The sequence below is a fragment of the Streptomyces sp. NPDC059092 genome (assembly GCF_042756365.1).
Taxonomy (GTDB): Bacteria; Actinomycetota; Actinomycetes; order Streptomycetales; family Streptomycetaceae; genus Streptomyces.
Window position 1 is genome coordinate 25,345 of record NZ_JBHZEJ010000015.1, and the last position, 16,466, is coordinate 41,810.

A 16,466-nucleotide genomic window follows, 5' to 3' on the forward strand; every position below is an offset into this window, starting at 1 on the left:
CAGACATGACGGTCGCGCTGATGTGGGAGGCCAAGGCCGCACCAGGCCGGGGCGGGGAACTGCTGGCCTGGGCGGGCGCGTACGAACTCCCGTACGCGCCCCTGCGCCGCGAACTGTTCCGGGCCCCGGGGGACCGGGTCCTGGTCATCACCTGGTGGCACGGCCCGTACGACGCCGACCGCCCCGAACTCCCCGACCCGGCCCCGGACCTGATCGCCCGCCCGGTCCACCGCTGGCGGTTCGAGGCGCTCGGCGAGGAGATCCCGGAGCCCCCGGAGGGCTGAGCCGGCTCCAGGATGCCCGGGCGCCGCGCGGCCCGGCTACCAGCGGACCGGCAGCCGGTTCAGGCCGCGGAGCAGGCCGGGGCGCCAGTCGGGGGACGCTGCTCCGGTGTCCAGGGTCAGGGACGGGAAACGTTCCAGCAGCGTGCGCAGGGCGATGGCGCCCTCCAGGCGGGCCAGTGGGGCGCCCAGGCAGTGGTGGATGCCGTGGCCGAAGGAGAGGTGGCCCCGGGTGACGGCCGGGTCGCGGTGGATGTCGAAGCGGTCCGGGTCGGGGAAGCGCGCGGGGTCCCGGTTGGCCGCCGCGATCGAGAACATGACGGGCTCGCCCGCGGCGATCCGGGTGGAGCCGAGGGTGACGGGTTCGGCGGTGTGCCGGTACGAAGTGGCCTGTACGGGCGGCTCGTACCGCAGCGTCTCCTCGATCGCACCGTCCAGCAGCGTTCAGTCGGCGCGCAGCGCGGCGAGCTGGTCGGGGTGGCGCAGCAGGTGGTGGACGGCGCTGGAGATCAGGTGCGCGGTGGTCTCGTGCCCGGCGACCAGCAGCACGAAGGCCATGCCGAGCAGTTCCTCCGTGTCGAGGTGGTCCCCGGATCCGGTTCCGTCCTCGTCGGTGGAGTGGATCACCGCGTGCAGCAGATCGCTCTCCGCGGCTGTGTCCGGGAGGGCGCGTTTCGCCTCGATGAGGCCGAGGAAGTACGCCGTCATCTCCTGGTTGGCGCGCTGCCCCGCCTCCGGGCCGGTCGCGGCGACGATCGCCGCCGACCAGGCACGGAACGGCTCCCGGTCGGCGACGGGGACCCCCAGCAGCTCGCAGATGACCGTGACCGGCAGCGGGAAGCCGTACGCGTCGACGAGATCGGCCCGGCCGTCCCCCTCCACGGCGTCGAGCAGCCCGTCGGCGATCTCCTGGACGCGGGGGCGCAGCGCCCGTACGCGGTGTGCGGTGAACTCCCGGGCCACCAGGCGGCGCAGCCGGGTGTGGTCGGGCGGGTCGACCTGGAGCATGTTGCGGCCGACGGCGTGGCCGCCGTCGCTCTTCCAGGAGGAGGAGTGGCGGATGTCGTTGCGCATCCGCGCGGTGTCGGTGAGGGCGGCACGGGACGTGGCGCCGTCGGTGACGAGCCACTGGGGCGCGCCGAGGGGGAGACGTACGGGGTGGACGGTGCCGGCGTCGCGCAGCCGCGCGTAGCGGGGGTAGGGGTCGGCGGTGAAGCCGGGCCGGTCGCCCAGGGCGAGGTCCTCGGCGCCGGCGTCCTCGGCGCGTACCCCGTCACCGGTGGGGTCGGGCGGGTTGAGGGGGTTCGTGGGGTTCGTGGGGTGGGTGGGCATGGCGGGCTCCCGGGGCCGGAGATCTTAAGCGGGGAAAGCTCCCCACTTTCCGGGTCCGACGATAACAGGAAGTGGGGAGTGCTCCACGGTTGGCGGCGTCACGGTACGGTACGGCCGTGAGACAGGACGCGCAGCGCAACCGGGAGCGGGTGATCGCCGCCGCCCGCGCGGTCTACGCCGAGCAGGGCGTCGAGGCCCCGCTCGATGTGATCGCCCGCAGGGCCGAGGTCGGCAACGCCACGCTCTACCGGCGCTTCCCCGACCGGGCCGCGCTGATCGAGGCCGTCTTCGGCGAAGGGCTCGCCGCGACCATCGAGGCCGGGGAGCGCGCCCGGCAGGCGGTGGACCCCTGGGCGGGGCTGACGGCCTATCTGGAGCGCACCTTCGCCGGGCTGGCCACGGACCGGGGCGTCACGGACCTGATGACGACGGCCATGCCGGGCGTCCCCACGCTGGAGGCGCTGCACCTCCACAACGCCGCGACGGTCGACGCCCTGCTGGCACGGTGCCGCCGGGACGGCACCGTACGGGGCGACGTGTCGGTCGAGGACGTGCTGTTCGCGCTGGCGGCGCTGGGCCGCGCCGTACCGGCGGCGGAGACGGCCGCGTCCGGATCCTGGCGTCGGCTGCTCGCGCTCTTCCTGGACGGCCTGCGCGCCGAAGGGGCCCGCCCGTTGCCGGGCGAGCCCCTCACTTCCGACGGTTTGAGTACGGCGCTGGGTGAACTCCACGGCCCCGGATGAGCCCGTCCGTGGCGGCGCCGTCCGTCACCGCTCGCCCGCTGTACGGGCGAGCGGAGCTCAGCCGCCCTGTGCCAGCTCCTTGGCACGCTTCTCCGTGATGAACTTCCAGGCCCCGCCGTCGCCCTCGGTGCACTTCATGACCACGAGCGCCGCGTCCTTGCCGTAGTCGTCGACAGCGGGGTCGAAGCGCGTCAGCTTCAGGCACATGTCGTTGCTGGCGGAGTTGCGTATCCAGTAGTGGGACAGGGTGTCGCCGCCGTTGGGCTGGCGGTCGAGCCACCAGAGCTGGTTGTCGTTGGTGGTGCCGTCGCAGTGGAACTCGCCGATGGGCGTCCCGGACTCCACGGGCCCGTAGCCCCCCAGGTCCATGCACAGCTCGTCCGTGGCGTTCCTGATCTGGAACAGGCTGGTCCCCTTGGGGCTCTTGTTCTCGTAGCGCACCTCAAGGTTCCACAACTGGTTGTCCTCGTCCGGAGGGTTGCAGATCGAGTGCTTGACCGGCCCGTTCACCGCGCCCCTCTCCCGGCCGAGGATGTCGGCGCACTTGTCCGTGCGTATGTCCCTCATCTGGACGCGGGTACGCGACGCCGGGTCCTTCTTCTCCTTCTCCTCGCCCCCTCCTCCGGAGTCCTTCTCGCCGTCGCCGTCGCCCGCGTCCTCCGACGGCGCCGGCGGCTGCTCCGGGGTCTCCGGCGCGCTGGGCGCCTCGGGCAGCTTCGGCGCCGGGGAGTCGGAGGGCTTGATGGACTGGGCGGCGACCGGTTCGACCTTCTCCTTGGCCAGGCTCCGCACGGCGGGCCGGTAGTTGAACCACATGATCAGCCCGGTGATCGTGAGCACCAGCAGCAGACTCAGCACCGTCATCAGCCAGTACGGCAGCACACCGCGCTGCACGTACATCCCTTCCACCGGCGTCGGCTCCGCGCCCGACCTGCGGATGTCCAGCGTGTACGGCCGCTCCTGCTTCTGCCCCGCCCAGGTGATCTGACGGGGCTTCAGCGTCGTCTTGACGAACGCGGCGCGGCCCGGCTCGATCTGGACACTGCCGGGCAGGATCTCGTACGAGAGCTGGTCACCGTTGTCGCTGCCGCTGACGGACGCGGTGAGCTTGACGTTGCCGAGATTGTCGACGGCCAGCTTGGGCCGCCCCCGGAACCGGCCCTTGACGGTCGGCGGCACGAGTTCGGCGCGCAGCTCCGAGAAGGGGGTGATGGTGATGTTGCCCTCGGCCACCGTCGTGGCGTCCGGATGCTCCGTCGGCACGACCTGCACCCCGTACGGATGCGGTCCCGCCGCGGAGTCGGGGGTGCGCGGCGGCGCGAAGGTGATGGCGACGGTACCGGTGGTGCCCGGGTAGAGCCGCAGGGTGGTCGGTTCGACGGTGGCGTACGGTGCGAGGTCGCCGACCGGGACGAAGTGGTACTCATCGACGACGTCACCGGTGTTGCGCAGCCGCAGCGTCACGGATCTGGTCGCGCCCGCGTCCATGGTCGTCGATGCAGGTTCGAGGGAAGTCCATAGGCTCACACTGCCGACCCTAGAGGCGGGCGGGCACGATGAGCAGCGGCCCAGGGGCACGATCGCGGACCAGGAGGGCGTCGCGCGCTGCCCGAAGGAACACCGCCGGACCTCCACCGTGACATCGCCGCGCGCGCCCCGCGATGTCGCCCGCGTCCAGACCCGACGGCACATCCGAAAGATCTTGGAAAGAATTTCCCGGCGTGTGTCGATCCGGCCGTCTCCCGTTCGACGTAAGAGGTGAGAGGCGGGAAACAGCCCGCCCCGAACCGAGGAGTCACCATGCCGCGCTATCTCTCCCTGATCCGTATCGACGAGGCCACCGCGACGGGCGGCCCCAGCCCCGAACTCCAGCAGCGCATGGGCGCGCTGCTGGAGGAGATCACCAAGGCCGGTGTCATGCTCGACACCGCCGGGCTGACGCCGACCTCCGACGGGGTGCGGGTCCGTCAGGACGGCGGGAAGCTCACCGTCACCGACGGGCCTTTCACCGAGGCCAAGGAGGTCATCGGCGGCTACGCGATCATGCAGGCGAAGGACAAGGCCGAGGCCGTCGAGTGGGCGCGGCGCTTCGTGGAGGTGCACGAAGGCGAGTTCGACATCACCTGCGAGGTCCGGCAGATCGCCGAGTAACCCGCCCGCGAGGTTCGCCGCGCCCCCGTCCGGCGGGTGTGCTCTGATGGGTGCCCGTGAGGGCAGACGGGGCAGACAGGCCGGACGGGCGGACCGGGGCGGAGCACGCCGACGGCACGGACGGGGCGGATCACGCGTGCGGCGCGGACCGCGCCGTGGAAGCCGTTTTCCGGATCGAGTCCGCGAAGATCATCGCGGTCGTCGCGCGCATCGTCCGCGACATCGGCATCGCCGAGGAGATCGCGCAGGACGCCCTCGTCGCGGCGCTGGAGCAGTGGCCGGAGTCGGGCGTCCCGGACAGGCCGGGGGCCTGGCTCATGGCCACCGCCAGGCACCGGGCGATCGATCTCGTCCGCCGCCGCGAGACGTACGCCCGCAAGCTCGCCGAGGTCGGCCGCGCCCTGACCGACGCCCCCGGCCCCGAGACCCCCGACGCGGCGCTGACCGGCACCGGCAGCGGAGGCATCGGGGAGGACATCGACGACGACCTCCTCCGCCTCATCTTCACCGCCTGCCACCCCGTCCTCTCCACCGAGGCCCGCATCGCCCTCACCCTGCGCCTCCTCGGCGGGCTCACCACCGGCGAGATCGCCCGCGCCTTCCTCGCCCCCGAGGCGACCGTCGCCCAGCGCATCGTGCGCGCCAAGCGCGGCCTCGCCAGGGCGGGCGTGCCGTTCGAGGTGCCGTACGGTGCCGAGCGCGCGGCGCGCCTCTCCTCCGTCCTGGAGGTCATCTACCTGGTCTTCAACGAGGGTTACTCGGCCACCGCCGGTGACGACTGGCTCCGCCCCGGCCTCTGCGAGGACGCCCTGCGCCTGGCCCGGGTGCTCGCCGGCCTCATGCCCGACGAGCCCGAGGCGCACGCGCTGGCCGCCCTGCTGGAGCTCCAGGCGTCCCGGACGCCCGCCCGTACGGGACCGGACGGCGCGCCCGTCCTGCTCGCCGACCAGAACCGGTCCCGCTGGAACCAGCTCCTCGTCCGGCGCGGCTTCGCGGCCCTCACCCACGCGGGCTCCCTCGCCGCGCGTACGGGCGCCGCGCCGGGGCCGTACGCCCTCCAGGCGGCCATCGCCGCCTGCCACGCCCGCGCGGTGACGTACGAGGAGACCGACTGGCCCGCGATCGCCGTCCTGTACGGCCGGCTCGCCGCGCTCACACCGTCCCCGGTGGTCGAACTGAACCGCGCCGTCGCCGTCTCCCTGGCCGAGGGCCCGGCGGCCGGACTCGCCCTGGTGGACGCCCTCGCCGACGACCCGGCGCTGAAGACGTACCACCTGCTCCCCAGCGTCCGGGGCGATCTGCTGGCCAGGCTGGGCCGTACGGCCGAGGCGCGCGCCGAGTTCGAACGGGCGGCCGGTCTCACCCGTAACGAACGCGAGCGCGACCTGCTCAGCCGCCGCGCCGCCGCACTCGGTCCACCCGGGGCGCGGGAGACCCCGTAGCCCGGTCAGCTCCGCCAGATCGCCAGCGCCAGCGATCCGCCCAGCGCCAACACGGCCAGTACGTAAGCGATCTGCTGCGCGGTCGGGCTCATCTCGACACCGCCAGCCGGTCCTTCAGCCGCGTACGGAGCAGCGGCGGCCCGATCTCGTCCAGCGAGGTCCAGCGCGCCCGGCCCAGCGCGGTCATCGCGGGGACGAGGACGCGCGAGTGCGCCCGGAAGAGGTAGCGGAAGCCGTACCGGGTGCGGCGTCCGTCCTCGGGCGCGGCGGGCGAGGCGTCGACCAGGATCGGGCCCTCCTCGCCGGGCGCCGTCCAGACGTTCTGGACGCCCGCGAACTCCTCCAGCACACGGGTCGCGGTGCGGCTGAGCGACTGGTCCGCGGGGTCGGGGGCGCCCTCGGCGAACCCCCAGGCGTCGCCGTACCGCAGGGCGAGCGCCCGCCCCTGCTCGTCCATCAGGATGGCACCGGCCCTGACCACCGGACAGCTCCCGTGGTGCAGGCACAGCCCTTGCCTGGAGTGGTCCAGCAACGCGTCGAACAGGGGCATCGTCGACGACGTCTCGTCAGGGTGGCCAAGCAGGTAGTGGTTCAACTCCTTGATGATGGCGCTCGCTTCGACAGCCACGGTCAGCTCAACTCCTTGCGCTCTCGGACCTGGACCCGCAACCGGGCTCGGGCCGGGACCTGGAAGCGGTCCCTCCCGGTGCTCGGTCGGCTCCTCGGTCAGCATCAGCCCTCGGCCGTCCCCCGCCGTGGAGGAACGGGCTCACTTCGCTGGAACGGCCGTAGCGAAATCACTGACGGTGACGGACAGATGGGCCTCGGTCGGTGTGACGAGGAGGCCACGGCGGCCACCGGCGTGTTTGTCATGACGCCATGTTTCTACCAGTTCATCGCGGATACGTCCCAGTCCGTCCAGGTGCGCGGCGAAATCGCTTCTCCTGGCGGGGCAAGATATGCCCCCGGCGCTTCATACTGACGAGTGAATCCGCCTCGAAGACATCTCTGCGCGGAGCGGTGGCACGTCACGATGGGTGCATGGCTCACAGTGACATGCCTACGGTGCGCAGCAGGCGGCTCGGCAACGAGTTGAAGCGACTCCGCCTCGAACGGGCATACAAAGTCCAGGACATCGCCGACAAGCTTCAGTGCGGGCAGCCGAAGATCTCGCAGATCGAGAACGGCAAGCGGGGCATAAGGCCGCTCGATCTGACGGTCCTGCTGGACTTCTACGGAATCGACGACACGGCGTACATCGCGAGCATCAAACGGCTCGCCAAGGAGATCCACAAGGTGGACTGGTGGAGCGGTGAAGGCCCTCAGCTCCACGACTCGCTCCGGGACTACCTCACGCTGGAGGCCGACTCCGACCTGGTGCGCGAGTACGACCCGGCGGTGCTCCCCGGCCTGCTCCAGACCGGCGCGTACATGCGGGAGATCTTCGGGACCCGCTTCCCGGCGCAGGAGATCGCCCCGTTCGTCGAGACCCGCACCAAACGGCAGGAACTCCTCGGCCCACAGCAGGACTTCCGGCTGCGTACGATCGTCGAGGCGTCCGTCCTCCACCGCATCAGCAGGTCCCGGGAGGTGGTCAGGGAGCAGCTTGAGCACCTGCTGGACATGGGCGGGCGCAGCGCCGTCGACCTCCGGATCCTGCCCCTCGACGCGGCGGTCCCGGCCGATCAGTACACCCCGTTCACGCTGCTCTCGCTCCGGGGCGAACCGTCCGTCGACGTCGCGTGGTTGGAGCATGTCACCGGCGGCACGCTGCTGGAGACGCGGGCCGACGTCGAGGCATACGCACGCGTGTGGGACGCGTTCACGGCCGCCGCCCTTTCGCCCTCCGCCTCGCGGAAGTACATCCGGGATCTCCTCAAGGAGAGCCGGTGACGGCCTCCGCCGGGATACCGGACCAGTCCGTACCCGACGGGAGGTGTTCGCCCTTCATGAGCAGTGAGAGCGCGCCGAGTTGGGCGTTCGCGCCGACGACGGAGTCGTAGAGCACGACCGAGCGGGCGCCGACGGTCGCACCGTCCTCGACGGTGACCCGCGACATCTTCATGACGCGGTCCTCGAACAGATGGGTCTGCAACGACGCGCGCAGACCGATCGCGCAGTCGTTCCCGAGGTCGACGAGGTCGAACTCCGTGAGGAAGGTGGTGCCGATCCAGACGCCTCTGCCGACCCGCGCCCCGAACCGGCGCAGGACGAACGGCAGATAGGGCGTGCCGATCAGGAAGGCCACCCCGGCGGGGACCGCGGCGGCCTCGAAGAGACCGGTGACGAACTCGGTACGGCGTACGAACAGGCTCCACAGCGGCTCGACCCGGGGCCGGTAGACACCGACGACCAGCCGTTTGGCCGCCGCGCAGAACGCGATGACCAGGAGGCTCGCGGCTCCCAGGAGGACCGGCGTCACGAGGACGGGCACCAGGAGACCCGGCCGGCCGGTCAGCCACGACAGGGCCAGCAGATACAGGTAGACGCCGCAGCTCAGTACCGTCGCGGGCAGGGTGACGCGGAAGAACTCGATGCCCAGGCGCCCGAGTACGGCGCCCCGGGCGGGGCGGAACGTCAGCTCCTCGGGGAACGAGCCGCTGCTCTGGCGTACCGGCAGCCGGAGCGCGGGCGAGCCCAGCCAGGTGGTGCCGTCGGGCACCCCGTCCGGCGGCGGGAGTGTGGACACGCCGACCAGGGCCCCCGCCCCGGTGCGCGTACCGGCGGGTACGAGCGCGGCGTTGCCGACGAACGCGCGCCGCCCGACCTCGGTGGGGCCGAAGGTGACCCGGCCGGACTCGTAGGTGGCGGCCCCGATGCCGGCCAGGTCCGCGACGAAGCTGCCGTCGCGGAGGGTGAGGAGGTCGGGGTCGACGTGCGAAACGGTGGAGATCTCGGCGCGCCGGCCGATCCGTGCGCCGAGGAGCCGCAGCCAGGGCGCGGTGTAGAGGGTGGCGTACAGCGCGTTGGTGTAGGTGAGGCTGAGCTCCAGCAGCTTGTCCGACACCCACTTGCGCAGCCCGAGCCAGGAGTGCGCCGGGTGGACACCGGTGGGCGTCCTCGACAGGACCAGCCGCTTGCCCACGGCGACGGTGCAGCAGACGGTGCCGACGAAGACCGGACCGTACAGCAGGGTCGCGCCGAAGCCGCCGGGGGTGCCCCAGGTCAGCGCCGCCCACCAGAAGAGGGCGATGCCCGGAAGGGTCGTCGCCAGGGCGGCGGCCTCCAGGGCCACCAGGCCGACGAGCGAGGCGGCGAGATGGCGCCGCCGCCAGCCGCCACCGGTCGCGGGTACGTCGGGTGCGGCCTGCACTCCGGGCGCACGTACGTCGGCCGTCCGCGCGTCGGTCGTGTGAGCGTCGCCCGTTCGCGCGTCGGTCGTGTGAGCGTCGGCCGTCCGCATGTCGGCCTCACATGGGGTTTCGACACCGGGGCGGTCCGGGCGGTCCGCCGCGCGGGACGGGGAGCCGGACCAGTACGCGCCCGCGGGCACCGTCCGGTCGGGCCCGATGACGGACTGTTCGCCGAGCCCGGCCCCGGCCCCCATGCGCGCGCCGGGTTCGAGGACGGCGTTGGCGCCCACGAAGCAGCGCGCCCCGATCTCGGTCGGCGCGACCGTGACCCAGCCGTCCGCCACCCGCCACGGGGACAGCAGGACGCCGTAGCCGATCGACGTGTCGTCGCCGACGCGGACCATGGCCGGCAGGGTGATGAGGCCGGTGGCGATCGTGGTGCGCGCGCCGATCCGCGCCCCGAGCAGCCGCAGATAGGCGGCCATCAGCGGGGACCCGCTCAGCGCCGGCAGCGGACCGAGGGCCAGCAGCAGGTGCACCGTCCACAGCCGTAGATACGTACGGCCCCACAACGGGTGGCGGCCCGGCCGGATCCCCGCCGACAGCGGGCGTACAAGCGCGACCGGAAGGAGCCAGCGCACCACCAGATAGCTCACGCCGGCCCCGGCCGTCGCCAGCGCCGACGACCGGAGGGAGATCACTCCGCCGTGCCGGCTGTACACGTACGCCACCGGCAGGCCGAGGACGAGCATCACCAGGTAGATCACGCCCGCCTGGACCGCCCCCGCGACCGCGATACGCCGGCTGCTGTGGCGCACCGGCGCGGGACGCGCGGGCGCACTCTCCGGCTGCCCTGCCGTCGTGGACCCGGCGGCGGTCCGTACGGTGGCGATCCGGGCGGCGAGGCCGCGTACGGTCGGGTACGCGTAGAGGTCGCGCAGCGCGGTGCTCGCCCCGACGTCCCGGTCGCGCAGGACCGAGACGACCTGGGCCGCGAGCAGCGAGTGACCGCCGAGGTCGGTGAAGAAGTCCGCCTCGGCCGACAGCTCTTCGGGTTCGACCCCGAGCACCTGGGCCCAGGCGTCCCGTACCCCCGTCTCCAACTCCCCCTCCGCCGCCACCACGTGGCCGCCACCCACCAGCCGCCGGCCGGTCGGGGCGGGCAGCCGCTTGCGGTCCGTCTTGCCGCTCGGCATGAGGGGCAGCTCGGGCAGGATGTCCACCAGGGTCGGCACCATGTACGCGGGCAGCCGGCGCCGCAGCCGCTCGTGCAGCCGCGCGATCAGAGCATCGTCATCCGGTCCATCCGGTCTGTCCGGTCCGTCCGGTCCGTCCGGTCCCTCCGCCCGGCCCGTTGCGCGGACGACGTAGGCGCACAACTCGCGTCCGCCCCCGGGCGCCTGGCCCGCGCGCGCCGGAGTGGCGGTCAGGACGGTGACGGCTTCCTCCACCGCGTCGTCCTCCAGCAGGACGCTGTCGATCTCGCCCGGATCGACCCGGTGGCCGCGGATCTTCACCTCGTCGTCGGCCCGGCCCAGGAACTCGATCTCCCCGTCCGCCCGCACCCGCCCGAGGTCCCCGGTGCGGTACAGCCGGCCGCCCCCGGGTGCCAGCGGGTGCGTGACGAACCGATCGGCGGTCAGTTCCGGCAGCCCGACATAGCCGCGGGCGACACCGGGACCCGCGATGCAGATCTCCCCGACGGTGCCGGGGGAGACGGCCCGCCGCCGCTCGTCGAGCAGGACCACCGAGTACGTCGGCAGCGGCCTCCCGATGGTCACGGCCCGCCCCGGCCGCAGCGTCGTCCAGGTCGCGGTGACGGTGGTCTCGGTCGGCCCGTAGGTGTTGAGCATCCTGCGGCCGGGCCTGTTCCAGTGCTCGACCAGCGGGGCGGGGCAGGCCTCGCCGCCCACGACGATGGTGCGCAGGCGGGGCAGTTCGTACGGGATGGTCTCCAGCAGGGTCGGTACGCAGTACAGAACGGTGATCCCGCGGTCGCCGAGGAACTCGCCGAGTTCGACGCCGAGCCGCCCGGAGCCCTCCGGGCCCGCGACCAGCGTGGCGCCGGCCGACCAGGTCGGCCAGATCTCCTCGATGGAGAAGTCGAACGAGATCGTCATGCCCTGGTACACCCGGTCGTCGGGGCGCACGTCGTACACCGGGGTCACGACGTCGAGGAAGTTGCAGACGCTGGACTGGGCGATCTCCACGCCCTTGGGCCTGCCGGTCGAGCCTGAGGTGTACATGATGTACGCGGTGGGATCCCCGGCCCCCGCGCCGGACACCGACGTGAACGCGGGCGCGAACCCTGGCGGCGATCCGGACCCGGACCCGGACCCGGATCCCGACCCCGGCCCGGACCCGGGCGGGTCCGGGCGGGCGGCGGACTGGCGGGCGATGTCCCCCGCGCACGCGTCCAGCGTGATCACCCGGCGGGCCGAGCCGTTCATGGAGGGCATCAGCCCCGTCAGGGTCAGTACGGCGTCGACGCGGGCGTCCTCCGCGATGTACGCGACCCGGTCCGGCGGGGACGCCGGATCGACCGGGACGAACGTCGCGCCGGCCTTGCCGACCCCGAGCAGGCACACGTACAGGTCCACCGACCGTGGCAGCACCATCGCCACCCGGGCCCCCGGCCCGATCCCGGCCCCCCGCAGATAGCGGGCCAGGCGGTTGGCGCGCGCGTCGAGTTCGGCGTACGAGAGCACCTGCTGCCCGCACTCCAGAGCCGGAGCCGAGGGCGTACGGTCACAGGCCGACTCGAAGACGAAGTGCAGGCGCCTGCCGTCCACCGCCGGCGACGTCCCGCCTGCCCCGTCAACGAGCCTGGTCATGACGTGTGCCCCTCATCGCCTCGGCCGCCGCTCCCCCCAGTGAACCGGCGTACCCCCGGCGCCGCATCCCGAAGGAACACGACGCGGGCGCGGGCGGGGGACGCCCGGTCGGTAGCCTCGTGCACATGTCACGCCGTACGCCGCTGCCGCCGCCTCCACCGCCCGCGCACCTGCGCTCCTGGCCCGACCGGGCGACACTGCTCGCGGACCGGGCCGGGGTGCTCACCCATCTCGGCGGACGCAGCCTGGGGCCGGCCGCGCTGGTGGTCTTCTGGCTGCTGGTGCTGGGCGTGCAGTTCGGGTGGGCGCTGATCGGCGGCGTACTGGTCGCGCTCGGCGACGGCATGGACCCGCTCAGTGCCGTGCTCACCGTGCCCGTCCTGGCGCTCGGGCTCGGCGCGCTGATCCCGGCGGGGGTCTTCCTCGGCCTCTCGGTCCGCAGGGAGCGCGTGATGCGCGGGCTGATGACCCGGTGGGCGGCGCTGGACAGCGACCCGGAGGGCGACGCGCGGCTGCGGATGCCGGGGCGCAGCCTGAGCTGGCTGCTGACGTCGTTCGCCGCGGGCGCCTCGGGGCTGTGGCTCGCGTTCGTCGTCCCGGCCACGGCCCAGCGGGGCGAGGACACGTACGCGGAGGTCGCCTACGCCATGGGTGCGGGCACCGTCCTGTGGATCGCCGGGCTGATCGGGGTCGCGCGGGCGGTGGCGCACTACCGCTGGGCGCTGCGGCTGGTCGTACCGGAGACGCCGGCCCGCTGAGACCGCGCCCCCGGGCGGGCGTTCAGACGGGTGTTCAGACGGGTGTTCAGACGCCCACCGTGCCGTCGACGGCCTCGCGGAGGAGGTCCGCGTGGCCGTTGTGGCGGGCGTACTCGTGGATGAGATGCAGCATCACCATCCGCAGCGACACCTCCTTCCCGGCGCGCGCGGCATGGACCGTGACGTCCAGGGAGTCGGCCGCGGCCTCGATCCGGCGCGCGTGCTCCACCTCCGTACGCCACGCGGCGAACGCCTCCTCGCGGGTGGCCGTACTCGCGTCGTACGCCACCTGGAAGTCACCTTCGGCCGACCAGACGAGCGGGATGTCCTCCTCGTTGATCACACGCCGGAACCAGGCGCGCTCCACCTCCGCCATGTGCCGGACCAGGCCGAGCAGGGAGAGCGTGGAGGGCGGCGTCGAACAGCGGCGCAGCTCTTCGTCGGAGAGGCCGTCCGTCTTCAGGACGAGGGTGGCGCGGTGGAAGTCGAGGTAGCCGCGCAGCATCTCGCGCTCACCGGCGGTGGCGGGCGGGATGGTGCGTTCGGTGGCGGAGTTCATGGCGTATCCCAAGGCAGTGACGGACGTACGGTCATCCGTACGTCCGGGCTCACGGAGGCGGAGAAGGCGACGCTACCGTCGTACGCCCCGGCCCGCACCGGAGTTGACGCGCACCACGCTGCCCGAGGCCACCGGACGCCCCGGCCGAACGGCCTCCCGGACGGAGCGGCCCCGAGCCGCCCCGCTACCCTCTGCCGCATGATCACCCGCCGGCCCCTGCCGCCGCCCCCGCCTCCCGAGGAACTGCGCTCCTGGCCCGACGACGCGGCCCGCCTCGCCGACCGGTCCATGGCCCTGGCGGAGCTGAGCAGACGCGGTCTGGGGATCGCGCGGCTGTTGCTGCTGTGGCTGCTGGCGGCGGTCGCCGTGCTGGGCTGGGCGTGCGTCGGGCTGGCCATCCAGAGCCTCGGCGAGGGCGGCTTCGACCCGGTGTCCGGAATCGTGGCCCTGGTCCTCGCGGCGGTCCTGTTCGTCCCGGCGGCGGTCGCGCTCGGATTCTGGCTGCACAGGGGCCGCGTCATACGGCTGCGGCTGGAGGAGTGGGCGGACCTCGACCCCGCGCCCGTGAGCGAGGCACAGTCCCTGTCGCACCGGAGGTCGGTGCTGTGGCTGCTGCCGTCGGTGGCGCTCTGCCTGGCGGGGGCGATCGTGGTGGGCCTCGCCCTGGCCGAGGCGTCGTCGAGGGCGTCGAAGGTGAGCGGCACGACGTACCTGACCGGGCTCGGGGCCACGGTCCTGCTCACCGGAGTTCTCGGCCTCGCCCAGTCGCTCTCGCAGCGCCGCTGGTCAGCGCCGTTCCAGAATCCGGTCCCGGCCCGCCGGGGCGGAGGCGCGCATCGCTGAGGCGGTTCCTACGCCCACGGTCCTATCCTGAGGAGGGAACGCATGCGCCATTCAGGTGTAAGGGGCGGCGGATGGACTGGCTTTGGTGGATTTTCGTCTTCTTCATCGTGGGCGGCTTCGGCTGGGTGGCCGACACGGGCAGGACCGCGCTCAAGACCCGGCATGAGCGAAGAATCGAACGCTTCAAACTGGCGGAGAGCGAGCGCCAGGCCGAACGTCACGCCCTGGAAGAGGCCCAGAAACCCCCGGAACCCGTCTGCGGCTGCTCACACCACCTGGCGAAACACGACCGCCAGGGCAAGTGCCACGAGGACGTCGAGGCGCCGACGGAGTGGGACGAGAACAAGAAGCCGCTGCGGTACGAGCGCAGACAGTGCAACTGCCAGCAGTACGTCGGCCCGCAGCCGCTCTCCCAGATCTACGCGGACGAACTGACGGACCTCGGCTGACCACGGCGGAGCGACGGACCTCGGCCGACCACCGCGGAGCGACGGATCCCGCCGACCGCGGTCAGCCGAGCCGCGCGGCGACGCTGCCGAGCCAGCCGCTGGGGGAGTACGGCGCCGGCGGGTCGACCTCCATGCCCAGTTCCGCCGCGGCGAGGGCGTGGTCGGACTCGGTGAGGGGCAGCGCCAGCAGTTCGTACAGCTCACCCGCGAGGCGGGCGGCCAAGCCGGGGTCCGTGGTGTCGAGATAGTCCTGGAGCGCCGCGTCATGGTCCGGGAACTCGTCCGGCATGTCCTGGGAGAACCAGCCGCCGAGGAACTGGGCGAGCTCAGGGAAGCGGGCGTGCCACTCCCAGTGCGTCTGCGGTGTGGCGGGCCGTGGGGCTTCGCCGGTCTCGACGCTCTGCTTGACGCGGTCGGCGAGCTCCCGCAGCCAGTCCTGAATCCCGGAGTCGGGGAGACCGACATCGGGGACGGGGTAGAACTCGCCCAGGCGCAGCCGGAGCCGCCCCGGCGGGTTCGCCGCGTACTCCCGGAGCTGGTGTTCGGCGACGGCGAGGGCCCAGGGGCGGGTCCGCCAGACGTGCCGCAGATACGCGGTCAGCGCCTCCTCGTCCCCGGCGGTCCGGCCGAGGTGGGCGCGTACGACCTCGTCGAGTTCGCCGTACTTACGGTCGTGTTCGAGCGGCTTCAGGGACACGGGGCGGACCTCAGAGGTAGATCGGGAAGGTGGCGTGAACGGTGAACCCGTGGGGGACGGTGGTGTCCCGCTTGAGGACGACACGGGCCGCCCGTACGTCGACGGCGTCCCGCCCGGCCAGCATCATGGCCTGCAGAAGGACCCTCCCGACGGGCTCGGACCGGGACGGCCAGGCCGCCTCGATGGCCAGGCGCTGCCGGGTGGACTGGGCCAGCCAGCGGTGAATGACCTGTTCGTTCCGGGTGACGACCTGCTGAGTGGCCCACTGGGCGGTCTCGCGGTCGGGGTAGGCGGCGGATCGGGTTCGCATCGTCGTCATCTCGTCCTGTGCGGTGGGCGTTGCGCGCGCTTCATGCTCCCTGCCACTCCCACAGAGGTGGGTGGGACTGTGTCAGGTGGTCCAGGCACGCCTGCGCGAGTGCCGGGAAGAACTCCACGAAGTCCAAGGTCCCCGACCCTCCGTTGAGCGCGCTGGAGAAGAACCGGTCCATCGTCTCCTCGTCGTTCCGGAAGAGGACCAGGGCCTCCTGGCACTCGCCGGCCACCCCCGGCAGATGCCAGGGACAGGCGGGGTGGACATCGTCGATCACCATGGCGAGCTGCTCCTCCGCGCTGGAGCCGCTCATCTCGTCGGAGACGGCGATACCGTCCTGGCCGAAGTAGACGGGGAGGAGGCGGCCCAGCCGGGGAAAGCGGAGCGCGAGCTCTCCGGTGGTCGCGGCCGCATCAGCGAATTTCCGTGCCCAGGGCAGAGAGCCCCACTCCTCGACGTGGACGGCGACCTCGCGCAGAACCGCCGGGGTTCTTTCCATCGGGATCACGTGGGGAATGTTCTTCAGCGCCGGTGAAGCGCCCGCCGGATCCGCACCGAAGAGGTCGGCGACGGTGCGGATCTGGTCGGCCACCTCGTACAGGTTGCGGCCACCGCCCTGCTCCGCGTAGGAGAAGCCTCGAAGCACGGGGGCCAGCACGGCATTCCGCCGCACGGCGTCGTCGGGTACGCCCTCGGGGGCGAACGCGGCCAGCAGGGCTCGGGCCCCGGACAGGCGGAAGTACTCCCTGGCTCCCTGGCTCAGCACGGCGA

General features: G+C 72.5%; 15 protein-coding genes and 1 pseudogene. 8 read left to right on the forward strand and 8 right to left on the reverse strand.

Annotation, left to right across the window (positions count from 1 at the left end):
- Nucleotides 1-5: 5 nt before the first annotated feature.
- Nucleotides 6-284, forward strand: a complete 279-nt coding sequence (locus ACFXPL_RS11950) for a hypothetical protein (RefSeq protein ID WP_384916467.1) — start codon at nt 6-8, stop codon at nt 282-284.
- A 36-nt stretch (nt 285-320) separates the two neighbouring features.
- Here the strand turns inward: ACFXPL_RS11950 and ACFXPL_RS11955 are convergent.
- Nucleotides 321-1,613, reverse strand: a pseudogene (locus tag ACFXPL_RS11955) (cytochrome P450).
- A gap of 116 nt (nt 1,614-1,729) precedes the next feature.
- On the opposite strand from ACFXPL_RS11955, the gene ACFXPL_RS11960 reads away from it, so the two are divergent.
- Nucleotides 1,730-2,356, forward strand: coding sequence for a TetR/AcrR family transcriptional regulator (locus ACFXPL_RS11960; RefSeq protein WP_384916470.1), 627 nt, complete (start codon nt 1,730-1,732; stop codon nt 2,354-2,356).
- Between the two features lie 57 nt (nt 2,357-2,413).
- On the opposite strand, the gene ACFXPL_RS11965 is transcribed toward ACFXPL_RS11960, so the two are convergent.
- Nucleotides 2,414-3,883: a ricin-type beta-trefoil lectin domain protein gene (locus ACFXPL_RS11965; protein WP_384916473.1), complete on the reverse strand. Its 1,470-nt coding sequence runs from the start codon at nt 3,881-3,883 to the stop codon at nt 2,414-2,416.
- 273 nt (nt 3,884-4,156) lie between these two features.
- On the opposite strand from ACFXPL_RS11965, the gene ACFXPL_RS11970 reads away from it, so the two are divergent.
- Both ACFXPL_RS11970 and ACFXPL_RS11975 read left to right on the forward strand, forming a co-directional pair.
- Nucleotides 4,157-4,507, forward strand: a complete 351-nt coding sequence (locus ACFXPL_RS11970) for a YciI family protein (protein WP_384916476.1) — start codon at nt 4,157-4,159, stop codon at nt 4,505-4,507.
- 155 nt (nt 4,508-4,662) lie between these two features.
- The gene (locus ACFXPL_RS11975) at nt 4,663-5,949 is read left to right on the forward strand and encodes an RNA polymerase sigma factor (protein WP_384916479.1); all 1,287 of its coding nucleotides are present in this window, start codon (nt 4,663-4,665) and stop codon (nt 5,947-5,949) included.
- A gap of 88 nt (nt 5,950-6,037) precedes the next feature.
- Here the strand turns inward: ACFXPL_RS11975 and ACFXPL_RS11980 are convergent, their stop codons facing one another.
- Complete coding sequence (locus ACFXPL_RS11980) at nt 6,038-6,577, reverse strand: NUDIX domain-containing protein (protein WP_384916481.1); 540 nt, start codon at nt 6,575-6,577, stop codon at nt 6,038-6,040.
- A 413-nt stretch (nt 6,578-6,990) separates the two neighbouring features.
- On the opposite strand from ACFXPL_RS11980, the gene ACFXPL_RS11985 reads away from it, so the two are divergent.
- On the forward strand, nt 6,991-7,842 hold the full coding sequence (locus ACFXPL_RS11985) for a helix-turn-helix transcriptional regulator (RefSeq protein ID WP_384916484.1): 852 nt from the start codon (nt 6,991-6,993) through the stop codon (nt 7,840-7,842).
- On the opposite strand, the gene ACFXPL_RS11990 is transcribed toward ACFXPL_RS11985, so the two are convergent.
- On the reverse strand, nt 7,826-12,076 hold the full coding sequence (locus ACFXPL_RS11990) for an amino acid adenylation domain-containing protein (RefSeq protein ID WP_384916487.1): 4,251 nt from the start codon (nt 12,074-12,076) through the stop codon (nt 7,826-7,828). The two genes, ACFXPL_RS11985 and ACFXPL_RS11990, sit on opposite strands and share 17 nt — an antisense overlap.
- 125 nt (nt 12,077-12,201) lie before the next feature.
- On the opposite strand from ACFXPL_RS11990, the gene ACFXPL_RS11995 reads away from it, so the two are divergent.
- Nucleotides 12,202-12,834 carry a hypothetical protein gene (locus tag ACFXPL_RS11995; protein WP_384916490.1) on the forward strand — a complete coding sequence of 211 codons (633 nt, stop codon included), beginning with the start codon at nt 12,202-12,204 and terminating at the stop codon, nt 12,832-12,834.
- Nucleotides 12,835-12,880: 46 nt separating this feature from the next.
- On the opposite strand, the gene ACFXPL_RS12000 is transcribed toward ACFXPL_RS11995, so the two are convergent.
- Entirely contained in the window at nt 12,881-13,393 is a 513-nt protein-coding gene (locus ACFXPL_RS12000; RefSeq protein ID WP_384916493.1) for a DinB family protein, read from the reverse strand.
- 198 nt (nt 13,394-13,591) lie between these two features.
- Here ACFXPL_RS12000 and ACFXPL_RS12005 point away from each other — a divergent pair, with 198 nt between their 5' ends.
- A complete protein-coding gene (locus tag ACFXPL_RS12005) occupies nt 13,592-14,236 on the forward strand; it encodes a hypothetical protein (protein WP_384916496.1) in 645 nt (214 codons plus the stop codon).
- Between the two features lie 71 nt (nt 14,237-14,307).
- On the forward strand, nt 14,308-14,685 hold the full coding sequence (locus ACFXPL_RS12010; protein ID WP_384916499.1) for a hypothetical protein: 378 nt from the start codon (nt 14,308-14,310) through the stop codon (nt 14,683-14,685).
- Between the two features lie 61 nt (nt 14,686-14,746).
- On the opposite strand, the gene ACFXPL_RS12015 is transcribed toward ACFXPL_RS12010, so the two are convergent.
- The 3 genes from ACFXPL_RS12015 to ACFXPL_RS12025 are packed head-to-tail and all read right to left on the reverse strand — an operon-like array spanning nt 14,747 to nt 16,461.
- A complete protein-coding gene (locus ACFXPL_RS12015) occupies nt 14,747-15,382 on the reverse strand; it encodes a contact-dependent growth inhibition system immunity protein (protein ID WP_384916502.1) in 636 nt (211 codons plus the stop codon).
- Between the two features lie 10 nt (nt 15,383-15,392).
- Complete coding sequence (locus ACFXPL_RS12020) at nt 15,393-15,692, reverse strand: RNase A-like domain-containing protein (protein ID WP_384916505.1); 300 nt, start codon at nt 15,690-15,692, stop codon at nt 15,393-15,395.
- A gap of 40 nt (nt 15,693-15,732) precedes the next feature.
- On the reverse strand, nt 15,733-16,461 hold the full coding sequence (locus ACFXPL_RS12025) for a hypothetical protein (protein WP_384916508.1): 729 nt from the start codon (nt 16,459-16,461) through the stop codon (nt 15,733-15,735).
- Between the last annotated feature and the right edge of the window lie 5 nt (nt 16,462-16,466).

Bases quoted from the DNA above. Each gene is read 5' to 3' on its own strand.
- ACFXPL_RS11950 (WP_384916467.1), top strand. From the start codon at position 6: ATGACGGTCGCGCTGATGTGGGAGGCCAAGGCCGCACCAGGCCGGGGC.
- ACFXPL_RS12010 (WP_384916499.1), top strand. From the start codon at position 14,308: ATGGACTGGCTTTGGTGGATTTTCGTCTTCTTCATCGTGGGCGGCTTC.
- ACFXPL_RS11985 (WP_384916484.1), top strand. From the start codon at position 6,991: ATGGCTCACAGTGACATGCCTACGGTGCGCAGCAGGCGGCTCGGCAAC.
- ACFXPL_RS12020 (WP_384916505.1), bottom strand. From the start codon at position 15,692: ATGCGAACCCGATCCGCCGCCTACCCCGACCGCGAGACCGCCCAGTGG.
- ACFXPL_RS11995 (WP_384916490.1), top strand. From the start codon at position 12,202: ATGTCACGCCGTACGCCGCTGCCGCCGCCTCCACCGCCCGCGCACCTG.
- ACFXPL_RS11990 (WP_384916487.1), bottom strand. From the start codon at position 12,076: ATGACCAGGCTCGTTGACGGGGCAGGCGGGACGTCGCCGGCGGTGGAC.
- ACFXPL_RS12005 (WP_384916496.1), top strand. From the start codon at position 13,592: ATGATCACCCGCCGGCCCCTGCCGCCGCCCCCGCCTCCCGAGGAACTG.
- ACFXPL_RS12000 (WP_384916493.1), bottom strand. From the start codon at position 13,393: ATGAACTCCGCCACCGAACGCACCATCCCGCCCGCCACCGCCGGTGAG.
- ACFXPL_RS11970 (WP_384916476.1), top strand. From the start codon at position 4,157: ATGCCGCGCTATCTCTCCCTGATCCGTATCGACGAGGCCACCGCGACG.